Origin of the sequence: Pelotomaculum schinkii (genome assembly GCF_004369205.1) — a bacterium.
In the GTDB taxonomy this organism is placed as follows: domain Bacteria; phylum Bacillota; class Desulfotomaculia; order Desulfotomaculales; family Pelotomaculaceae; genus Pelotomaculum_C; species Pelotomaculum_C schinkii.
In genome coordinates, this window is the sequence record NZ_QFGA01000001.1 from 610,799 (window position 1) to 631,969 (window position 21,171).

Annotated in this window: 18 protein-coding genes; 5 read left to right on the forward strand and 13 right to left on the reverse strand. The window is 50.9% G+C overall.

The features are described 5' to 3' along the window. Nucleotides 1-299 precede the first annotated feature (299 nt). From Psch_RS02955 to Psch_RS02995, 9 genes are all read right to left on the reverse strand, one after another. Nucleotides 300-3,635, reverse strand: a complete 3,336-nt coding sequence (locus Psch_RS02955; RefSeq protein ID WP_134217355.1) for a hemoblobin-interacting domain-containing protein — start codon at nt 3,633-3,635, stop codon at nt 300-302. Nucleotides 3,636-4,039: 404 nt separating this feature from the next. Then, nucleotides 4,040-5,518, reverse strand: a complete 1,479-nt coding sequence (locus tag Psch_RS02960) for an alkaline phosphatase family protein (RefSeq protein ID WP_134217356.1) — start codon at nt 5,516-5,518, stop codon at nt 4,040-4,042. A gap of 53 nt (nt 5,519-5,571) precedes the next feature. After that, nucleotides 5,572-6,690, reverse strand: a complete 1,119-nt coding sequence (locus Psch_RS02965; protein WP_190239071.1) for a molybdopterin-dependent oxidoreductase — start codon at nt 6,688-6,690, stop codon at nt 5,572-5,574. Between the two features lie 19 nt (nt 6,691-6,709). Beyond that, on the reverse strand, nt 6,710-7,243 hold the full coding sequence (locus Psch_RS02970) for a molybdopterin-dependent oxidoreductase (protein WP_190239072.1): 534 nt from the start codon (nt 7,241-7,243) through the stop codon (nt 6,710-6,712). A 132-nt stretch (nt 7,244-7,375) separates the two neighbouring features. Beyond that, entirely contained in the window at nt 7,376-9,376 is a 2,001-nt protein-coding gene (locus Psch_RS02975) for an S-layer homology domain-containing protein (RefSeq protein ID WP_190239073.1), read from the reverse strand. 281 nt (nt 9,377-9,657) lie between these two features. Continuing rightward, the gene (locus Psch_RS02980; protein ID WP_243120480.1) at nt 9,658-9,960 is read right to left on the reverse strand and encodes a DUF2149 domain-containing protein; all 303 of its coding nucleotides are present in this window, start codon (nt 9,958-9,960) and stop codon (nt 9,658-9,660) included. Continuing rightward, entirely contained in the window at nt 9,932-10,603 is a 672-nt protein-coding gene (locus tag Psch_RS02985) for a MotA/TolQ/ExbB proton channel family protein (RefSeq protein WP_243120481.1), read from the reverse strand. The genes Psch_RS02980 and Psch_RS02985 overlap by 29 nt, the downstream gene beginning before the upstream one ends. A 6-nt stretch (nt 10,604-10,609) precedes the next feature. After that, complete coding sequence (locus Psch_RS20955) at nt 10,610-11,848, reverse strand: Ig-like domain-containing protein (RefSeq protein WP_243123931.1); 1,239 nt, start codon at nt 11,846-11,848, stop codon at nt 10,610-10,612. Between the two features lie 585 nt (nt 11,849-12,433). Further along, entirely contained in the window at nt 12,434-12,913 is a 480-nt protein-coding gene (locus tag Psch_RS02995; protein WP_134217361.1) for a DUF456 domain-containing protein, read from the reverse strand. A 180-nt stretch (nt 12,914-13,093) separates the two neighbouring features. Between Psch_RS02995 and Psch_RS03000 the strand changes: the two genes are divergently transcribed. Beyond that, the gene (locus tag Psch_RS03000; protein ID WP_134217362.1) at nt 13,094-13,285 is read left to right on the forward strand and encodes a hypothetical protein; all 192 of its coding nucleotides are present in this window, start codon (nt 13,094-13,096) and stop codon (nt 13,283-13,285) included. A 72-nt stretch (nt 13,286-13,357) separates the two neighbouring features. Here Psch_RS03000 and Psch_RS03005 read toward each other — a convergent pair whose 3' ends face one another. Together Psch_RS03005 and Psch_RS03010 are read right to left on the reverse strand one after the other, a co-directional pair. Further along, on the reverse strand, nt 13,358-13,555 hold the full coding sequence (locus Psch_RS03005; protein WP_134217363.1) for a hypothetical protein: 198 nt from the start codon (nt 13,553-13,555) through the stop codon (nt 13,358-13,360). An 82-nt stretch (nt 13,556-13,637) separates the two neighbouring features. Then, nucleotides 13,638-14,579: a methyltransferase gene (locus tag Psch_RS03010; RefSeq protein WP_134217364.1), complete on the reverse strand. Its 942-nt coding sequence runs from the start codon at nt 14,577-14,579 to the stop codon at nt 13,638-13,640. Nucleotides 14,580-14,818: 239 nt separating this feature from the next. Here Psch_RS03010 and Psch_RS03015 point away from each other — a divergent pair, with 239 nt between their 5' ends. Further along, nucleotides 14,819-15,280: a pyruvoyl-dependent arginine decarboxylase gene (locus Psch_RS03015; RefSeq protein ID WP_134217365.1), complete on the forward strand. Its 462-nt coding sequence runs from the start codon at nt 14,819-14,821 to the stop codon at nt 15,278-15,280. Here Psch_RS03015 and cwlD read toward each other — a convergent pair. Then, the gene (gene cwlD, locus Psch_RS03020; RefSeq protein WP_243120483.1) at nt 15,277-16,038 is read right to left on the reverse strand and encodes an N-acetylmuramoyl-L-alanine amidase CwlD; all 762 of its coding nucleotides are present in this window, start codon (nt 16,036-16,038) and stop codon (nt 15,277-15,279) included. The two genes, Psch_RS03015 and cwlD, sit on opposite strands and share 4 nt — an antisense overlap. Nucleotides 16,039-16,152: 114 nt before the next feature. On the opposite strand from cwlD, the gene Psch_RS03025 reads away from it, so the two are divergent. The 3 genes from Psch_RS03025 to Psch_RS03035 all read left to right on the forward strand — a co-directional run bounded on the left by Psch_RS03025 (nt 16,153) and on the right by Psch_RS03035 (nt 19,565). Next, nucleotides 16,153-17,169, forward strand: a complete 1,017-nt coding sequence (locus Psch_RS03025) for a polyprenyl synthetase family protein (RefSeq protein WP_134217366.1) — start codon at nt 16,153-16,155, stop codon at nt 17,167-17,169. An 8-nt stretch (nt 17,170-17,177) separates the two neighbouring features. After that, nucleotides 17,178-18,134: a prenyltransferase gene (locus Psch_RS03030; protein WP_134217367.1), complete on the forward strand. Its 957-nt coding sequence runs from the start codon at nt 17,178-17,180 to the stop codon at nt 18,132-18,134. A gap of 177 nt (nt 18,135-18,311) precedes the next feature. Further along, nucleotides 18,312-19,565: a diaminopimelate decarboxylase family protein gene (locus tag Psch_RS03035; RefSeq protein ID WP_190239074.1), complete on the forward strand. Its 1,254-nt coding sequence runs from the start codon at nt 18,312-18,314 to the stop codon at nt 19,563-19,565. Between the two features lie 240 nt (nt 19,566-19,805). Here Psch_RS03035 and Psch_RS03040 read toward each other — a convergent pair whose 3' ends face one another. Further along, nucleotides 19,806-20,948, reverse strand: coding sequence for a geranylgeranyl reductase family protein (locus Psch_RS03040; RefSeq protein ID WP_190239075.1), 1,143 nt, complete (start codon nt 20,946-20,948; stop codon nt 19,806-19,808). Between the last annotated feature and the right edge of the window lie 223 nt (nt 20,949-21,171).

Genomic DNA, 21,171 nt, shown 5'->3' on the forward strand with positions numbered 1-21,171 from the left:
CCAATCATAAGAAGAATGGCGTTTCCAGCCGGTCATGTCCCGGGGGCGCCTTTTGTCGCCCCCAGGACATGGGTATTGTAATTGGCGGAAGCATGATTGCCAATTACGGTTTTTGTTCCTTCTTGCGCGGAGTTTTTATAAAGCTGGCGCCATAGTTGCCATTACCCGCCTCACCTCATATCGCTCTTTATCAAAACGCTGGTTAAACCGTCCCCACCGCCTTCCAAAGTTAACTGAAAGCCGACCAAAGAGGGGCGGGAAAAAGGCGCAGGATTGTAGCAGCTCGCACCTCCTATTTCCTACTGCAGCAAGGTCGGGTTATGGTCCACGTCGTTGGTTAAGTCGTCCACAATGAATACTTTTACCATATCCCCGGCCTGTACGTTGAAGCCGGATTGGGCCTGTCCGACAAGGTCAAAATCCGCCCTGGTGACGTTAAGGCTAAGCTGGACGCCGTTGCGCAGATGGGTAAAGACCACGGCTTCCTTCCCTGCGTGGGCTATGACCGGAGTGAGCTGGGCGCCGAAATATTTCAGGCCGCTGACGCCGGTCTTGACGGTCATGGTACTGATCCCGCCTGTCTCGCCCGCTTCGTAAACCGACTCGTCCACCACGGGGTCAACCGTGTACTTGGGGTTGTCTCCGGGGGTGGTCGCCTCATTATTTATCGTCTGGGTTACCGTGGCGTCGGCGTAGCCGCCGGCGGTGACTGTGACGGTGTAGTCGCCGGCCGAGGCAAACACAGCGGCGTCAATACTGATGGCGCCCGCGTTTACCGTGTACTGCCCGCCGGTCAGCGCGCTTCCGTTGACCGTGATCCCGCTGACGGCGCTACGCCAGGCCGCGTCGTCGGTGAAAGTGATCTCCACCGCCCGGCCCACGCTGTTGTCCGTGGTATCGGCGCTCAACACCGGAGGCGTTTGCTCCTCCGGCGGGTTGCTAAACTGGAGGGGCAGCTCGAATTGCCCGTCAGCGCCGGTATCGTACTGGTTCAGGTAAGGCGAGTAGGTCACAGCCTGGATTTTATTCTGAAGCGGATAGAACTGATAGAGCCTCAGCCAGCCGTTGCCGCCGTTGGGTTGATCCTGGTAATCCGATAGGAGATTATAGACTGTATTGCCATTTAATCCGGTTGCGGTGTTGTTATATTGGCCGGAATAATGACCGCATAACACTGCTATTACATTACTGTGGAGTTTAACGACATTGTTCCAGACATCAAGACCGGCTACGCTTTGGGTATTTTGATAATTTCCGCTGGTATCGATGTATCCATGAGTGACGACAACGGCTTTACGATTGCTATATTGGGTCAGGACCGAATTGGCCCAGTCTGTTGCATCGGCTAGCAGCGAAGGCGCGCAAACCAGGTTTAAAACTATAAAGTCCTGTCCCATGGCGGAGAAAAGCTCATAATTGCTGGAATTGCTGGTGGAAGGATAATTTCCGCCGTACCAGGAATATTCGTTAAAGTCGGTGTAGGGGAAATAGGTATTATAATTAGTTAGGTCACTGGTCGCAAAAAACATATCATGGTTACCGGGGACTACCGAATAAGGAATACCTGCGGCCCGGATGATTGCCATTGAATCCCGGGCATTTTGCCATTGCGTGCTGTTGTTATAATCATTAACCATGTCCCCCAGGTGAGCCACAAAAACGATATTTTCGGACTGGGCGTTATCGGCTATCCATTGAGTTTGCTGATCAAATATTTCCGGATAACTTTCCGCATAAAATTGCGTATCCGGCAGCACGGCGATAGTGAAGTGATCCCAGGTCTGAGAACCGCCGTTATCCTTGATGAAAATGGCCTTGACCGAAATATTGGCAGTCACGTTAATGTCGGTTCTGGGATTATCAGCCGAGCCATCACTCCAATTTGCGAAGTGAAAACCGCTGTCCGGCACGGCAGTTACCTCTGATCCGCTGGCGCCGGAAGCTACTGTTTGCGATGAATTACCGCTGATGGAACCATGGGCGCCGGCAGTGTAGGTCAGGATGTAAGTATCATTGGAAAAGCTCACTACTACCGTATGATTGGCATTTATATTATTGATCGTATAAGTATTGTTGCTGACTGAGCTTAACACATCAATACCATTATCCGTAATGGAGGCCAGGTGATAACCGCCGGCCGGGCTGATGGTAATGGTGGAGGACCCATTATTACTAACTGTCGCCGGGTCTGCGGTCACAGTCCCGTTGCCGCCGCTCACCGAGGCTGAGACAGTGTAATATGCTACCGGCGACGGCAGGTTGTTCAAGTCGACAATGAAATTCGGGATTTGCTGCCACCCAAGAATGGGATAGCTGTCCGGCAATGCGTAGCCGAAGCCGTATGATCCGTTGGGATTATCCAAATCCGCACTGCCAAGGTAATTTGGGACGATATAGCCGCTAAAGGTACCTGATCTGTTGCTCCCCGTCATTTCCGTCTTTCCCTGCAGCTCCGGTATGGTGATCGAAGAAACATTGGTTTGGGTACCCCAGGTATCGTCTAGATTGGGCTGGGTCATGTCACTGTTGGTCTCAACATAAAAGCAATTCGTGATATGCACCGCCTGGTTGTAATCAGCAGAAGCCCACAGCCACCGGTCGTAGCCGACGGCATAGCCGGTAAAGCAAGCGGTGCTGTAGCAGTTGGACATGGAGGCGACGGGATAGATAGGGGGCGTACCGGTGAGAATGCCGGTGATGCCGGCCAGGTAGTGCCCGTTGTTGGTTTCCAGGTTACCCTGGTTATAGCAGTTGGTGATGTAGCCTGCGCAATAGCCCACGATGCCTCCAGTAAAAATCTTTTTCGTGCTATACACGGATTTGATGCAGCCTGTATTGAAGCACTGGTCAACGACCACACCGCCGTCACTCAAGCAGTACACAGCGCCTGCAATGCCGCCTATTCTGCCCCGGGCGGTGACGTCTCCGGTGTTGGAGCAGTACCGGACATACAAAGCAGGGCTGCTGTTGGTATTCGCCACTACACCCGCGATGCCGCCGGCCTGGGAAGCGGTGCAGGCGGTGGGGTCAGCGACAGACACGGTCATGGAGCTGTGCAGGTTGTAGAGACTGCCGGTCGTGTAGCCGACCACAGATCCAATCGCACTGGTGTAGTTGTCGCCCATGTCCAGCGACCCGGCTACGTTCAGGTTGGCAATGGTTCCGCCGTTGACATAGCCGAATAAGCCGTAAGCGCCGGTTCCGGCGGCAGGATTGGAAATGTTGATGCCGCTGATGGTGTGGTTGCAGCCGTCAAAAACACCGCCAAAGTAGAGGCCGGTAGGAACGCCCCCCTCGCTGGCAGTGAGGGGGCAGTGGCCGCCAATCGGGGTCCAGGCATAGCCGGCAAGGTTGATGTCGTCACCCAATTTAAAGAAGGACCCGCCATATGATGTTCCGCTGTTGACGTTGTCAGCCAATCCTTTTAACTGGGCGGCGGTGCTGATGACATAAGGGTCGCCCGATGTGCCGCCGCCGGTCCAGTCGGCGCTGGAACTGGCGCCGTTCCAGGCGCTTACCGCAAACGCGGGGCTTGGATTGAAAGCAGCCAATACGCTTACCAACATGGCCACCAACACTATGCCGCTGAAAATATGTCTGGCTGCGGTATTAAAACCACATTTCAGGCAAAACACTTATCTCACTCCTTTTTTAGGCTATGGGAGATGTAATTAATAGGTCATCTTAATATGGAAAGAATGGCTTCCGTTTTTTTTCCGAATGATCAGGTTTTGCAAATCACTGAGGGACAAGGTGGCTACGGTAGTGACATTCCTATTGTCATTAACCATGCCTCCTTGCATATTTACCGTTGTGGAAAGCAGCGTGCGATTAAAACCTCACCCGCTTGCTAGTGTTCAGCATCAACTGGCGCTGCATAATCAGGATGATGCCTAAACGAAATCAACGAATGACATGGCTTATACCACAGTGAAAAGTATCGTATACCTTACAAAGGGAAGAAGCCAATCAAGGCATATCGATAATTATCATTACTGCGTTTGGCTGGAGCGATTAGAGGCAGGTGGTTTTGAAATGTCTACCTGAGACGCAAATACGGAACAAACATCACCTCATTCTTAAAGACTTCTTGAGACCCGGCTGATTCGCCGGCCCCGGAGCCCTGCGTGCCGGTTATAATAACCTTACCCGGCCACCGGCTGACAATTTCCGATAAATACTTGTCCGTGGCGCTGATTGACTGCATCGTTTCCCGGGCCAACGGGCCATAACGCTGCCCGGCGTCGTCAATACCATGAAAGCGAACCGTCAGTAAATCATAACCCTGCTCCAGGGTGTCGAGGGTCGCCTCAAACAGTTCATCATCAGCGCTGCCGTCAGCGTTTTTGTCATGAATGGAAACCGGCTGTATTTCGGTATCCAACCCATTTTCAGCAGCATCCAGGAAAACTGCTTTTTTGTTTAACATATTCACCTCCGCATAAATCGAAGGCGCCTTCAGTTCCCTGTCCTGGTCTGTAATAACGCCGTTTTCTTGCGGCGCCTTACCGGTCAGCAGGGCGGCCAGGCCGACATTGTTTTCCACCGGATAGACACCCCATGCCTGCACGGCTTTACCGGCATTCTTGAGGAAAGGCGCATAACCGTTTGCGAAGGCATAGCTATATTGCTGGTAAGTGAGTCCGTCCAGCACTACCATCAGCAGCTTATCACCGCTTTCCAGATAATGCTGGGCATCATAGTAGGCGTCAGTGATGCTGGTTGCGGGGGGATGAACGATGACTCCCTTCACTTTTTCCAGCTTGGTGCGGGTATCGGGCTGCAGGTAATTGATATAATTATCCCTTACTTCAAAATACCCGCCGTCATCCACCAGGCGGTATTCTCCTTTTTCATCCATGACCAGGAGCGTGTCGCCGTCTTGCAGCGGCGTCAGGTCGCTTATTCTAAAAACCCGGCGTCTGGTAAAGACCTGCGCTTCATAATCTTTGCCGCCGTTTTGCACGACAGCTTTTCCCTCAGCGTAGGGGTACAAGGTTAACGGCCCGGCTAACAGCTGCCCCGGGGTAATCTGAACGAGATCGGTATCCGGGTTAATCACATTGAAGGCGAAATACTTGCTGCCGCCGTCCGACACCACCACAATCTCGGTGAGAAACTTGACATTGCTGCTGTTGGGGTGAGCGAGATTGACCGCCTCCCAGCCGTTCTTAGCGGTGAAGGCGATATAGCAGTCATCAATGTCGGCAGCCTTGATGGCCGAGGTAAAACCATCAAGGCCGACTAAATACAATTGCCCGGCATTAGCCAGCGGACTGGCTTTGGTGATAATGTCGGCCAGTTTAACAGCTTGATACCTGGTCCCCTGACAGGTTACCTTTTCCAGCTTCCCCAGCCTTTCCGGGTCTTGCAGGTTTAAAACATTGGCAACATCGCCGGTCACCTTCAGGGGCGGGATATGTGCAGGGTTCCGGAAAGCAACCCCCATAACCGCTCCTCCCACCAGCAGCCCCAGCAAACCCAAGCAGACACTTAAAAACCAGCTTTTATTATGCACAAGCGCGTAACCCCTTTCTCGCCTTTTGCCCGGCACTCTCTGACCGCAGGTGGTTACGGCAGGACTTCTATAGAGAGCAAGTCATCCACATTTTTCTTGCCGGACGGCCCCGTGCAGGTGAAAGCCAGGGCGCCCCGGGCGTTCTGGTAGATCAGACCGCCGCTGCCCAGATCGGTGATCGTCAACACAATGCTCTTGCCGTCGGCGCTGGTAAATTGATATTTGCTGCCTCCGGTCAGGCCTGTTTGTTTGAAAATTTGTGAGAAAGCGATGCCCTCCGTGCCTTCTTCTGTCTGTTTAGGAAGACAAGCGGCGCCTTCCGTATAGTCAAAGATAGCTGTCTGACCGTAGATGACATAGAGCAGGCCCCGGATATGCATACCTTGGGGAAACTGCGGCGCTAAAAATTTGGGGGCTTCCTTGCCGGTTATTTTAATAAAAGCCGACAGGAAATTGGCTTTGGTCTCGTTTTTCTGCAGCCCGTCGCTGGCTTTCAGGAAAACATTGGCCACGCTGCTGTCGTTGATATCTGCATATTTTGTAACAAGGTCGATGGTTTTAATGGCCTTGTCCACACTGTCGAAATACTCATAGTCCTGCTGGGGTAAGTTTTGGACTGCCGTCTCCAGGAACACCACTTTATTGGGCGGCTCCTGGTCACCGCCTGTTTCAAAGTCCATGCGGATCATGTTTCTGACCCAGTACATGGCCCGCTCGCCAGGAATGACGACGCGTACAGGCTGCATGTCATCTTCAAGCGGTTTGCCGTCACTTATGTAGGAAAGGATAATCTGACGGTTGGCCAGGACATCGGACGGCACGGCAATGGAATACTGGTCTTTGGCCGTAAAGCGGATACGGCTGAAATCCTTTTGGGATTTTCCGTATTGCTGCAGAAAAGTATCAAGCAACGGGCCGGTGGCATCGACACTAACTTTTTCCCCGTTGGAGCGTGCGGCTTCAGCATGCCTGGTCACCGTCGACAGTTTTTTCAAATCTCCCAGGGTTATTTCAAAGTCCTGCTCCTGCAGACCGTGCACAACAATCTTCTCTTCGTCAAACGGGCCGGGCTCTGCCGCGCTACGCTGCGCCTTGCTGCCGCATGCGGCGGCAGTCGCCAAAAGCAACAGCAACGCCAGAAACAATAACAGAACTTTGCAAATATTTTTCATTTACAATTCTCCCTATCGCTTACTGCAACTCCATGCCCACAAGCCATCTGGTAAAGCGCTGTCCATAATCGTCATTGCAAATAATGATACGCATGCTGCCGTCCTCACCTATCTTTGTCTTCAACGGTTTACCATGATCGGCATAGGCGATATAAACGTTATCCGGCTGCAGGACTTCAGACATATCTACTCCCGATGTGTAATTGTCCACGCCTTTGGTAATGATTTTTTTGTATTTTTGGGTTAGCCCCGGATCTATGCTGTTCAAAACAGCCAACACCGGTACGCAGGTAAATTCGTTCTCGGAGTTGCCCTGAGAAGAATTAACCGTCATTTTCTTTTCTACTGCCGGCAATTTCTGGAGATCGGCGATTGTAAAGCGTCCTAATATGGTATCGCCGGCTTTAATTATTACTGTCCCTTCCTCGAGACCGGTCTGATCGCGGTTTAAAAACGAGAATACAGCAATAATCAAAGCCAGTAATGCAATTACCGTAATGAGTATTTTTTTAGAACTAAAGAAACCGCCTTTTCCCACACTTGCTTCAACCATCTATGGCCTCCTGGATTATCAATTAGGCGGGAGCAGGTTTGAATTCATGCAACCCGTCGCATTAACAACGGACTGTTGCGCGAATGGATTCGCACCTGCATCGGCCGTCTCAACAGAAGCAGGAACATATTTTCAGACGTACTCCAACGCATTCGATATTGCCGTAACAGCCTCCGCTCTGGTTGCGTGAACTTGGGGTTGGAAGGTATTGTCCGAGTATCCTGTCATTACGCCGCTATTGGTCAAAGTTGCCACCGCGTCCCTGGCCCAGTCGGAAATGCTGTCGCCGTCCTTAAACTGTACTTCTTCCTTTCCTGTCTCAAGATTAATTGCCCTGACGAGCATCACTGCCATCTGCTCGCGTGTAATCAGTTCATCAGGCCTAAAGGTATCGTCGTCGTACCCGCTGACAATTCCATATGAGGCGGCGCTAGTGATGTACTCCTGTGCCCAATGTTCCTTTGTATCGGCAAAATTCTTACCACTCTGGAGCGTCATCCCTTGTGATTTGATGAGGGCTTTCATCAGGATCGTGGCAAACTCTGCTCTGGTAATGGTGCTGTCAGGTTTGAAGGACCCGTCGTTATAGCCGTTGACTGCTCCAAGGGCTACCATCTTCTCGATGGTCTTTTCCGCCCAGTGGCCGCTGACGTCGCTAAAAGCCGACTGTGGGTCCTGGACAGCCGGGTTTTGGACAGCAGCCGGGTTCTGGACAACCGGGTTTTGGACAACCGTACCTTTATTGGCGGTAAACACTGCGTATTTGGTAAAATGGTCGACAGTTACCTTGATGGTGTTGCCTGAGAGGCTGCCACCCAGATTAACCCATTTGGAGGACGTCTCATCGTAATAAAAAACCGAGGGGGTCTCTCCTGTTTTTAACGAAGTAGAATTAATGGCAAAAGTAAGCGTAACCGGTTTTGCAAAGCTGTAATTTTTATTGTCCCCCACGGTAAATTCAAAAACAGAGCCTTGCAGCGAGAAGCCATCCGGCGGGTCCGGCGGACTGCTAATCTTTTGGATGGCGACACTTAATTTGGTTGTACCTTTTAATGCTCCGGCAGGTATGCTGACCGAAACATCGCTACCCAGACTGACCGTGCCGCCGGTGGCCGGACTGATGTCACTTTTTCCAGTTGTACTGTTAACCTGCGGAGAAATATTAGCTCCGCTGCCGGAGCCCACCGTTACCTCACAGGTGGCGGTAAACCCTCCGTCCACAGTGGTGGCGGTGATGGTGGCAGTGCCGGAGGAAACGGCCTTCACCAGGCCTTTGTCGCTGACTGTGGCTACTGCGGTATTACTGGAGCTCCATGTTACGCCTTTTTCTGTGGCGGAGCTGGGCGTAACAGTTGCCGTCAGTTGGCTGGTGGAGCCGACGCTGATCGTATCAGTGGTCTTGTCGATGGAAACACCGGTAACCGGTGTACCATTTAGGGTTACATCAATCTGGTACACCCATTTGGCTGCATTTGGAGCGGTTATTGTTGCCGGATCGTCAGCAAGCTGGCCAAGCATCAGTCTGTACTTGGTGGATTTGTCCTGCTTGCCGAAGTCCGGGCTCATGGCCCCTCGTACCCAATTATCTGATATGGAGATCATCGGGTAGACCCGCACAGCGTTATAGACGGCCCGGGCAGTTGTGTCGTTGCCGCTTGCATCGCTAAAATTTTGAGTTTCCGGGTTCCAGGCCTGCATGATGTTCGGATAATAGTAGCGGGGCGCAAACAAGAAATCCTTAGTAAAAGTTTTATAAGGCCCACTTGGAACATCAGTTGCATAAAACGCAAATGTTTTTACCTTGTTGGAATCAATACCGGCTTTCGAAAGGAGATCGGTCAGCGGTACTCCCGTTGCCGCATCCATAACCGGCGACGGCAGGCTGTCCATATAGGAGTAACTCACTTTTTTTGCGTTCGCAAAGTCACTGTCCGTGAAGACTTTCACCGGAGTAAAAGTCCCGCCGGAATAGCCTACCCTGAACGTGAGCGAAGTCGCCGCATCGCTGTCATGAAAGGGATCGGCGAGGGCCGTACCGGCTTGCGCGACCCATAACAGGCTGAACAGCGTAAACGACATCAAACACGAAACGATCTTCCGTGCTTTGCTTTTAAAAAATTTTCTCAAATGCATTTCTTTTCTCCCTTCTGTGTGATCAGAATGACACATCATAGTTGCACTGCTGCATCTGCTTCTCTTATGTATTCCAGTATGCCTTGCCCGGTCGAGCAGCCGCCTTAAAATAGCAGAGTCTGAAAAAACGGAGTCTCCCGGCAGTGCCGTGCAACGTTATCCAACGATTGTGCTCCGATAATGATACGAGTGTTGACAGATACCACTGCAGCGCTTGCCCAATGGTGTACAAAACGATACCCGGCGCATATCTCCAATACATGCTGCAACCGCATGCTTTATTACTGGTTGGTTAGCATAAACAGCTGCCCCGTATTGGGATCTTTGTAGACTGTGCCCATCTTTTCGTAAAGCTTGCCCTGCTCCTGTGTTTCGATTAGATTGCTTCTTACTTCTTGGTCTTGTGTCACCTCCTGTCCACGATTCAGGTCGACACGCTCTCCTAGTTGTTCCAGATCGACATTCCAGTGAATAACCAGAGCGAGCATCAGCCCACAGGCAAACACCAGCATGGCATCCACGATGTTGATGGCGCCCTCAAGAGGACTGACTTCTTCAGGCGTCCTGAGCCGACTTCTTCTCAATCCCCCGTCCACGTGCAAACACCTCCAACAAGCTTTCCATCAATGACTCGAGTGAACTCAAATAATCCTCATACCACCTTTTACGCAGTCGTGAGACAGCAAAGGCGATGCCGGCAGCCGCCAGTCCGGTTACCGTAGCGTCAAAGGCCGTGAGCAGAGAATCCGCCAGTGTCTTGGTGTCGCCCTGGCCCATGGCAATCATGCCCGGCCCCAGTGGAATCAGGGTGGCCATCAAACCCAACATGGGCCCCAGTCGCGCCACCAGGTCAGTCCTGGCAGTGATCCTGGCATAATGCAGCTCCTCTCCGGCAAGCAACCTGCGGGCTACGGCCTGCAGGGAGGCGGCGGGCAAACTGCTGTGTCTGATCAGCTCACCGAGAGCCGCTTTTTGACGACGCAACAACCGGCTATTAACAATCTCTTCCATGATCTCTTCGCTGTCTTTCCTCTGCAAAGAGTCAACCAATTCCGGTACATTGACCTTCCCCCTGCGTTGTTCTGTGATGGCTTCTGCCAGCAGGCCGCCCAACTCGACCACCGTCAAAGCCAGCAACAGCAGCAGGACAACAATAGTAGGCGTCAGTAAACCTGACGAAATCATATGCATGGTATCTCTCAGCGAAATAAAAATTGATTCTAGCACCTTTTTTTATATCTCCTTTGCATATTCTGCGTATCTCCTGCCGGCGCCTAAAAGGAAAAGGCACAGGAAGATCATTGCCGCATAAATGTCCAGATTATTTTGCTCCTTCTGCTTCTGCAGGGGCACGGCATCGGCCGACATCTCGTATACTCTCCAGGGCTGGCTGCCTGCCCGGCTGGAGTTGACGCCGGCGACTGATTCTGTCTTTTCTGTAAGATATTGCTGCTGGGACAAAGCCCCCTGTGACCCGTCCTTTTCAGGCCCGGCGCTGGTGGGTACAATAGTCTGAGCACCGGCATCCTGGTTTGGATCATTTACTATGCAGGTAGCTGTCATATTTCCGACTACAGTGCTTACAGTGATAGTGGCCGTGCCCTGGCCGACAACCGTTACCAGCCCATTGTTATCAACCGTAGCCACACTGGTGTCGCTGGAACTCCAGGTCACGCTCTTGTCCGTGGCGTCGTCCGGACCCACGGTCGCTGTCAACTGGACTGTGCTGCCAACTTTGAGATTGACCATGCCCTGATCGAGGGTAACCCCACTGGGTGGTGTCCCGCCCAACATCACTTCGATGGCATGCACCCATTTGACAGAACGGAAGGCAGTACGTGTATTGGTATCATCCTGGCCAAACAGCAATCTAAACCTGGTTGAAGTGTCATTAACACTAAAATCCGGAGCGGTGGCAAACCGTTGCCAGTTGTCCCGGGTGGCAATGATTGGCGCTACCCGGATTGCCCCATATACTGCTCCGGGTATAGACGAATGCGTATCACTATCCCAATGTGTCGGCAAATTCGGATAATAGTAACGGGCTGTGTCCAACAGGTAAGATTTGGGTAAACATTGATACCATCCCACTTTAGTATCTGTCGCGTAAAAATAGAAGGCCTCTACTGAATTGACATCGATACCGGCATCCGCCAGCAGATCGGTCAGTTTGATCCCCTTGGCCGAATCTATAACCACCGCCGGCATGTTGTCGATGAAAGTATAGGCTTGCTGTACCTGCGGCATTGCGTCCAAATCGCTGGCCGTGTAGACCTTTTTTGTGTAGTAGGGCCCTCCGAAATACCCAACCTTAATCGTCAGCGTGTCAGCCGGCACTCCTATACTACCGGAGTCGGCGCTTGCCGTACCCGGCTTAGCCATCCACAGCAGACTCAACAACAGGGTCGACATCACCACAAGGACAACAGCTTTTTGTGACACGTATTTGAACTTCAACCCTTTCAACCGCACAACTCTTCACTCCATCGTTTTCAGATAGGCGCCGGATAGCAGCAGTCGCACTGCCATTGCCTCAGCAGCAAGGGAAGCTCCATATTCCGAGGAGGTAATCTTAATGCGCAGTCCTTAACTACAGGGCCATTCCCAGCCCGACAACATAGCAGTTCGCTTTGTTCCATCAGGTTTTAGGAATGTATAATTCAGTCAATTGGTCAGCTATCGGCTTTAATAGCGCAACTTAACGCAATGAAACGAAAACAATTATATTCATAAAAAACAAACATAAAGAAACGCCACATTAACTATCGTGACCTAAAAAACAACAGAACTGATCATAAATAAACATAACAACACATAAATAATAATCCCAACTTAAAGATAAGTCAATAAGCTGGATGGTATTACTTTCCGCATAGGATTACATATATTAACATTATTTAATTTATTTCCTATTTGGTTTAATAACCTATGCATTTGTATAAAACCAAACTGGAATATTCCAATTATTGTATAAAATACAACACCCTCCGGTGCTCACCGGAGGGTGTTGTATTTTAATGTATTCAAAAGTGTTGCGTTGGGAAAAGCAGCCTTAGTTTAGATAACCGCCATAAAGAACCATATAATCATAACTGCTTCAATTGCCAGTTTTAGAACGGCGCCTCCCAGGAACCCAATCAGGGTACCAAACCCCACTTCCAAGGCTTTATCAAGAGGACTTCTCCGGTATAATTCACCCGCTACCGCGCCAATAAATGGTCCAAAGATAAGTCCAAAGGGTCCCAGCACGAGGATTCCCAGGATCCCCCCCAAAATACTGCCCCAAACCGCTTCTCTTGAGCCGCCATAGCGCCTCACCCCCCAGATACTTGCCAGGTAGTCAATGAAAAATATCAGTAGTACCGCCAGTCCCTGACCAATAAAAAATACCAGGGGGAGATTCTGGAATTTTACAAAGAAACCATAAATTAGCATACCCAGCCAGATCAAGGGCGCCCCGGGCAGCGCCGGGAGAATTGTTCCCAGTACCCCAATGGTAAAGAAAACTACCGCCAAAATCATGCCTGCAACAGACACTGAAACAACCTCCCATTATTGTTTTTACTTATATTATACGACAATATAGTGAGACCTCATAACAGTCTTTTTAGCATATTATAATTCTTGGCGGAATAATATGTCACCTTAACGATAGTAATGTTTTGCTTGTTATCGGCCATAATATCTGCACAGATATTAAACAAAACGGAGGGTGTTATGCATCGGGTAAAAAGACCTTCGCCAGAGGCAAAAAGTTTTGGTTTCAGCCAGGTACACTACCGTACCACCCATGATCTACCGGGGGATGAACCCAAGGCCAAAACCATTAAACGGGAGCAAGCCGGAATAAACTTTCAGTTGAATGCCGCCGGCGGGCCGCTGGGAGAAGAGTTTAAAGATAAGACTTAATTGAATACTCATATTTATTTCAAAAAATAAGACCTGCGGCTTGATGCTGCCGCGGGTCCCCCGATCTTTGAATCAGATTACATCGTTTGTCGGATCAATACGCATGCTGTTTCGCCTGCGAATAACGCCTTCCACTCTTCCCGCAGCCTTCTTAACATAATCTCCCGGGCAATTAACTTGCTGGCCCTGACAGTGCTTGCTAATCTTGGTCAAAGCCAGAAATGCCAGCGCGGCAGCTCCAAAACCGGCAATCGTACGGTAAGAGAACACAAACCCCGCCCCCTTTATAATAACAGTAATAGTATTGTTACCGGAGCGCCGCTGTATAATACGAAAAAAACATTTTAAATTCTTATTTTACCTTTACGGCAAGCAACAGCTGTCTGCCCGCCAGTTCATGCAGGACCACTTCACCGAAACCGGCCTCAGCAAGCCAGGTGGAGTATTGTTCAAAGCTCCAGACGCCGCCTTCGGGAGTGTTGGCCAGCATATTCACACCAAAGACGGCGGCTTGGGGCCCGGTCCCGCGGATAAAATCAATAATGGCCGCCTTCCCGCCTATAGGCAGTACATTTGCCGCTTTCTTAAAGAGTCCCTTGTTGCCGCTCTCTCCTACAATATGGCAGATATTGCCCATGAAGACCAGATCATAGGGACCCTGGGGCAGGCCCAGGTTAAAATCCCCGGGCAGCATTTCAATGTTCTCGTTCTCCTTCAAGAAACTCGACATGTAATCAACTACCGGGGGCAGGTCCAGAATAGTCACCTGTGCGCCCAGCGCGGCAAAAGCCCGGGCGTAGGTAAGGGGGCCGCCGCCGATATCCAGAACCCTCGCTCCCTTTTTGTACCCTGCAAGGCAGAACCCGGCTATTTCAGCCGAACCCTGGAGGGCGCTGCGAGCCATAGAAGCCAGGAAGAAAGGCAAATCCGGAGTTTCCTTCTCCTTGGGGTATGGGATACCCGTGCGAATGATATCAGGGAGATGAATCCAGGCCTTAATAATATTGTACCTGTGCATAAAGGCAAAGCCCGTATAATTTGGCGCATTCTCGTCATAAAACATGCTTGCGGACTGATCGTCCAACCGCAACCTGCCGTTTTCCCGTACCAGGTAGCCCAATTCCGCCAGGGCTTCAGTAACCATCCAAACGGCCCGCGCATTACAGTTTAGTTCTCGCGCCAGGTCTTCCACAGTCATCGGCTTACCGTGCAGGGCTTCAACAATACCGGTTTTCACCGCCGCTCCTAAAATCAGCAACTCCTGCGGCACGGCAAATAAAGATTCATCGGGCATTCGTAACGCTCCTTTTAAATGCAATTTAAATCACATACTACCAATGAGATAAAAAATTCTGGCAATAGCAGCCAAACTCCTACATGTGGACAGAATACCCGTTATTTTTTTTGCTCTAGGGCAGCTGTACAGACGATTTGCCGCCCAAGTGGCGAGGTTGAATTTAACAGTAACATTTCATGCCATCATGTATAAATTGATAACGGAAAAAATTCTTGATCTTACAGGAGGTTGATTCAATGCTTCCAACTCCCACCAAATTTGCTCTGGTTTCAGGTACATCTGAAGGTTCTTCCAAGCTGAACGCTTTTGACCACGCTTTGCTCAATGCCGGGGTGGGAAACTGCAACCTGTTGAAAGTGAGCAGCATTTTACCACCAGGAGCAAAACTGGTTGCCGACCTGAATATTCCCGCCGGGTCGCTGGTGCCAATCGCCTATGGCTCGCTCTGCCTTGACAGTCCGGGCGAATTAATAGCAGCCGCAGTTGGTGTGGGCATTGGGGACCCGGAGAGCTACGGTGTAATCATGGAATATTCAGGACGCGCCAGTAAGGATGAAGCCGAAGTACAAATTAAAAGGATGGTGGAAGAAGCTTTTGCCAAGCGCGGGCTTGCATTGTCTCAAATATTGGTACGGGCGGTTGAGCACAAGGTAGAAAACACCGGCTGCGCTTTTGCCGCTGTTGCGCTCTGGTATTAACCAGCGAGCTTCGGAAGGGCCATAGCTGTTTTAGGTTGAGATAAGTAACGGGTAATACCGGCGTAAATTGACCAGGCAACTTTGTCCTGGTAGATATGATCGGTCAGTAGTTTTTCTTCCTGGGGATTGCTGATAAATCCTATTTCTACAATTGCGCTGGGCATTTCAGCCATACGGTTGGCAAAATAATCTACCTGTTTGGCCTGCCGCCCGGGATTTACAGTGTAACGGTTCATTTCTTGCTGTATAGCTTCGGCCAGTTTCTTGCTTTCCACTTCACCAGGTTGGGAAAAGGTCTGTGCCCCTCCCTCACGGCGGTCTGGAAAGCTGTTGACATGGATGCTGATAAAAAGGTCGGCCTGCTTTTGGTTTGCCAGTTCAACCCTTCTGGTCAGGTCCTGCATTTTGGCCTTATATGAATTTTTTTGTTCCGGGTCACTCAAGTCCCGGTCGCTTTCTCTGGTGAGAAAAACCTGTGCCCCGGCCTGGCTAAGGATGCCGGCCAGTTTTTTGGAGACTTCGAGGACAATCTCTTTCTCCAAGGCGCCGCCCCCCCCGATTGCCCCCGGGTCGTCTCCCCCATGCCCAGGGTCAATAATAATTACCTTATTGGAAACCGCCCAGGTCAGGGCGGCGATATGATGCTTTTCAAAACGATCAATTGCGGCCCGGCAGCCGATGAGCATAAACACTGCCAAAGCCGCCAGGGCCAGCAAAGTTTTTCCTCGAAATATAAAAATTCGAACCGGAGAAGGCAACCCGGCCCCACCACCCTTCTTTTTTAGAAGGGTATGCCAGGCTGTATGAGAATATGTCCGGCCTTTATTTATATTGCCGCGAATACATAAGTAAAATTCCGGTAAAATAACATCATGACCTTAAAAGCAGAATGCAAACCCAGTAATACCCTGCCGGAAAGCATTGCTGAAACCCGGCTGAAATCAATTTACCTGCCTATCAAGAGCGAGCTGTCGCAGGTTGAGGAGGAAATTGCCGGCGCCTGTTCGGCTATAGGTCCGGCAGGAAGCGGCTCCTATTTACTGCGGGCGGGGGGCAAACGCATCCGAGCGGCCCTGGTCCTCCTATCTTCCCTGTACGGAAACGATCCCGCCCCTGAAGTAATCAGGCTTGCCGCGTCAGTTGAAATACTACACCTGGCCACCCTCGTCCATGATGATCTGATCGATTACTCCGACAGCCGGCGTGGAGCGCCAACTGTAAACAAGATCTGGGGCCGCAATGCCGCAATCCTGGCCGGAGATTACCTGTATGCGCTTTTTTTGGAACATGCGGCCGGTCTTGGCAAGCCCATTTTTTCCTCTATAGCTGTTTCCCTGCGAAATATGGTGAAAGCGGAGATACTTCAGCTGCAGCTTCTTTATAATTGTGACATAAGTGAAAGGGATTATGTGGCCCGTACTTATCTCAAAGCAGGCTCTTTCCTGTCCTGTTGCAGCCGGCTGGGGGCTGAGCTTGCCGGCGCGCCTGAAAAAGTGCGGCGCGCCCTGGAAAGATACGGCTGGTTTATGGGCATAGCATTTCAAATCAAGGATGATATTCTGGATTTCCTGGGTGATGAGACCAGCCTCGGCAAGCCGGTCGCACAGGATCTGAGGCAGGGAGTGCTAACCCTCCCGGTGATTCACGCCCTCAACAACAGCCCCGAGAGGCATCAGATCCGCACCCTGATCGAAAAGAAGGAATTGTCCGCCACCACCTTGCAATTCATTATCAGGGAACTTGAGAATTGCGGTTCGCTGTCATACTCGGCAAGAATACTTAAGCGTTACGCCCGCCTGGCCGGACGCGCTCTGGCGCCTCTGCCGGAAAATCAAGCACGGAACAGCCTTGAGGCTTTATTGGATTTTGTTATAACAAGGGAACTGTGAGTCATCCTATGACTGAATTCACCAGGCGCCTAATCAAACCAATGCTGCCAAAAGCTTTCGGTCTTTGGAAAATGTTCAGGCTGGTTCCGGTCTTGTCCTGGAGCGCCACTTCTTTTGCCCTGGGTATCGGGCCGGCCGTTAGTTTGAACACGTCCGCCCAAATCAACTGGTGTTATGTCACCCTGGTAGTATTCTCAGGTTTAGTCCTGCATGGGATCACCGCACACGCTTGCAATGACCTTGTAGACTGGCGTTCAGGTACCGACCGCGTGAGCCCGGGTATCTTATCAGGAGGCAGCGGTGTCATCAAAAATGGGCTTTTAAGTGAACGCCAGCTTATGTTTATCTGTCTGGCCGGCTTGCTGCTGCCCATTGCCGCCAGCCTGTATTTAAGCAGCCAGCGGGGCCCGCTGGTTTTTGTATTTCTCCTGGTAGGCGCCTGGTCCGGGTTGTCTTACACCCTGCCCCCGTTCAGGTTGTCCTACCGCCCGCTGCTGGGGGAATGGCTGTCTGCTTTTCCCACCATTCTTTGCTGCACAATCGGCTCCTTTTATATCCTGACCGGCCAGGTGACCATTGAGGTTGCAACAGCAGGCGTCATCCACGGTTTCTTTTCTCTGGGGTGGCTCATGCAGCACCACCTGCCGGACATGACCGCCGACCTGGGCGCGTCTCCCCCCAAGGTGACGACCCCGGCCTTTTTTAGCCGCAGGTGGGGTCCCGGCAGCGCCCGTCTGGCGCCGGCCAGTTATTGTACTCTGGCAGCCCTGACCGGCCTTTGGGCTGGCATATTTATCGACCCTGTATTTTTCATAGTTCTCCCCTTCGCCACCTTCTGCATTTACCTGTCTGCTGCTACCGATCCTCTAAACGTAGCTTCAATAACTGTACGCGAAAAAACGATGGTTTTGCTGACCTCCGGCCACGCGGCAATACTTGCCGTTCTGCTGGGACTCGGGTGGTAACCTAAACACCTTCGATGCTGCTATCCAAGATAGTGTTACATGCTGCAACGGCTACAAAAAAGGAAGAAAATATGACACATTTTGTTTTACATGCTCTCCAGCTAAGGTATAATAAAAATCAATCCACAGTACTTAAGGGTTAATGTGATATGATCAAGCTATATCAGGAGGCATTAAATGACTAAATCACTACCGTTTACCAGAGCTGAGATTGAGCAGGTTATCCAAAAACACCCCACCCCTTTCCATCTTTATCATGAACAGGCTATACGGCAGAATGCCCGGGAGTTGTTAGCCGCATTTTCCTGGGCGCCAGGCTTTAAAGAATACTTTGCCGTGAAGGCTACCCCTAATCCATACATCTTAAAAATCCTTAAGGAAGAAGGGTTAGGGGCGGACTGCAGTTCGCTGGCTGAGTTAATACTGGCAGAGAAAGCCGGTATTACCGGTGAAAATATTATGTTTTCCTCAAATAATACTCCCGCTCATGAGTTCCGCAAGGCTAAAGAATTGGGCGCTATAATCAACCTCGACGATATCAGCCACATCGAATACCTGGAGCAGCATGCAGGTTTGCCTGAATTGGTTTCTTTCCGTTATAATCCGGGCCCTTTACGGGGCGGCAACGCAATCATCGGTTTGCCTCAAGAAGCCAAATACGGGTTCACCCGCAAACAGATCCTGGAAGGTTATCAAATCGCACGGGATAAGGGGGGCAAGAGGTTCGGCCTTCATACCATGGTGGTGTCCAATGAATTGGACCCCTATAGTTTCATAGGTACAGCAGAAATGCTCTTTGATTTAGTGGTAGAAATCTACCAAACCACCGGTATAAGAATTGAATTTGTCAATTTTGGCGGGGGTATCGGTATTCCCTACCGGCCGGAGGAAAAACGCGTTGATTTACACCTTATTTCCAGGGAAATTAAAAGGGCTTATGAAGAAAAAATCAAAGGGGCCGGTCTTGCTCCAGTCCGCGTTACTATGGAATTGGGCCGCGCTATTACCGGACCCTTTGGTTATTTAATCAGTACGGTACTTCACAAAAAGGAAATCTATAAAAATTATGTAGGTTTGGATGCCTGTATGGCCAATTTAATGCGCCCTGGCATATACGGAGCATATCACCATATCACCGTATTAGGGAAAGAAAACTGGCCTCATGATCATGTTTATGATGTGACCGGTTCGCTGTGTGAGAACAATGACAAGTTCGCCATCGACCGCAAGTTGCCGGAAATCACGCGAGGAGATATTATTGTCATCCATGACACAGGCGCCCATGGACATGCTATGGGATTTAATTATAACGGAAAGCTAAGGTCAGCAGAGCTCTTGTTAAGGCCAAACGGAGAAGTGCAGCTCATTCGCAGAGCGGAGACATTAGATGATTATTTTTCAACACTCGATTTCAATGGATTAGATGTGTGACCGAGCCTTTTTTCCAAGATCCAGCCCATTGCAAGTGGATTGAAGAGCGGATTCCAGCGTAGTGGGTGGCTGGCCAGTTAACATCCTTATAGGAGCAAGCACCATGTTAGTTCAAGCCCGCTCACCTGCATGTGCAGCGGGCTTTATAATTATTTATGCTCCTATGTGCGGATAAACAAGTCAGCCATCCGACACCGGAAACGTTAATTTCTCAATATACGTCTATAAGGACTTTCAGGTTTAAATGCAGCGTCTCAGCATTCCCGGGGTATGCCAGAGCAGCCAGCGGTAAAACTGCCGGTAACCGGTTTGTCCGAGCAAGATTTGGAGTGATTGTTCAAAGGGCTCCCGGCAGCTGAAGTACATGCCTAATAACGCTTTGGGAAAGTATTGAAACATCCTGGCAATAAATAAGGCGGCCTTGAGGTCCGACCCAAACTGTTGATAGCAGTTTCGCTCATACACTCCGAGATGCAGCCTGGTCAACGGCGCCCCCCTGGAAATAAGTGAGGCCGCTGTCGCGGCAGCCAGCCGTCCTGAGGCAACAGCATAACGGATGCCCTCTCCGGTAAACGGATCGGTATAGCCGGCAGCGTCTCCTGCCAGGATCACTCTGTCACTGACGGTGGGACGGGCGATTCCACCCAGGGGAATAAAGCCCCCCTTGCTCCTCTGTTCTTCCAAAATTCCTCTGCCTTTCAGAAAATTCGAGAAAGCTTCTTTAAGACCAGACGCGTTGGTCAACCAGGAACCCATTCCAGCAGACAGGCGACCCCTTTTGGGAAAAACCCAGCTGTAGCCCATGGGCAACTGCCCGTAATGAATTTCAATAGCCTCCCGCCAGCCGCCTTCTTCCTCACCCCTGGCCACATCGGCGCAAACACAAAAAGCCAGGTCCTTTTTGTTAAAAGGTTTTCGTACCGTTTTGGCCACCGTACTGTTAACACCGTCCGCGCCTATTACCAGAAGCCCGCTGTAGACGCCTTTGGTAGTGCTGACTGTCACTTCTCGCTCACCTGCAGCAACAGCGGTGACGCGCTCACCCTGTTTTAACTCAGCTCCAGCTGACTGTGCCAGGCTGATCAACCACTGGTCAAATATCTCTCGTGACACCAATACCATAAAGTCCTGTTCCAGGTCGATCTCCATCACCCTGTCACCATAAAACCCCCTGAAAGAAGAACACCTCGCCTCAACTATTTCAGGAGGAAGCGCAGCGCCCAAGAGGCCCATGGCAGCTGCGGTGATGCCCCCGGCACAGGTTTTCGGGCGAGGATGGTATTCTTTTTCCAGGATCATGGTTTCCAATCCCGCCCCGGCGCAGTCCCTTGCCGCCACAGCCCCGGCCGGTCCCGCTCCGACAACAATTACGTCATACCTCATGCCAGCCATACCCCCTTAGCCAATTGTCGAAGGTATTATTCCACAAAGAGGGATAAAAAAACCACCGGCTCTCTTGCTGCAGAGCCGGTGAGAACAAACTCCTTTGAAAATACACACAGAACGCTAAAAAATGCAGGTGCGAATTCATTCGCACCATGTCACACTAGCCACAAAAGTTCGGCGCTGGCGCGCCGTGTGCGATTAAAATCGCGCCTGCATCGGC

Excerpts from the sequence above, each read along its gene's own strand:
- Psch_RS03040 (WP_190239075.1), bottom strand. The coding sequence starts at position 20,948 with ATGAGGTATGACGTAATTGTTGTCGGAGCGGGACCGGCCGGGGCTGTG.
- Psch_RS03035 (WP_190239074.1), top strand. The coding sequence starts at position 18,312 with ATGACTAAATCACTACCGTTTACCAGAGCTGAGATTGAGCAGGTTATC.
- Psch_RS02970 (WP_190239072.1), bottom strand. The coding sequence starts at position 7,243 with ATGGTTGAAGCAAGTGTGGGAAAAGGCGGTTTCTTTAGTTCTAAAAAA.
- Psch_RS03010 (WP_134217364.1), bottom strand. The coding sequence starts at position 14,579 with ATGCCCGATGAATCTTTATTTGCCGTGCCGCAGGAGTTGCTGATTTTA.
- Psch_RS02975 (WP_190239073.1), bottom strand. The coding sequence starts at position 9,376 with ATGCATTTGAGAAAATTTTTTAAAAGCAAAGCACGGAAGATCGTTTCG.
- Psch_RS03030 (WP_134217367.1), top strand. The coding sequence starts at position 17,178 with ATGACTGAATTCACCAGGCGCCTAATCAAACCAATGCTGCCAAAAGCT.
- Psch_RS02965 (WP_190239071.1), bottom strand. The coding sequence starts at position 6,690 with ATGAAAAATATTTGCAAAGTTCTGTTATTGTTTCTGGCGTTGCTGTTG.
- Psch_RS03000 (WP_134217362.1), top strand. The coding sequence starts at position 13,094 with ATGCATCGGGTAAAAAGACCTTCGCCAGAGGCAAAAAGTTTTGGTTTC.
- Psch_RS03025 (WP_134217366.1), top strand. The coding sequence starts at position 16,153 with ATGACCTTAAAAGCAGAATGCAAACCCAGTAATACCCTGCCGGAAAGC.
- Psch_RS03015 (WP_134217365.1), top strand. The coding sequence starts at position 14,819 with ATGCTTCCAACTCCCACCAAATTTGCTCTGGTTTCAGGTACATCTGAA.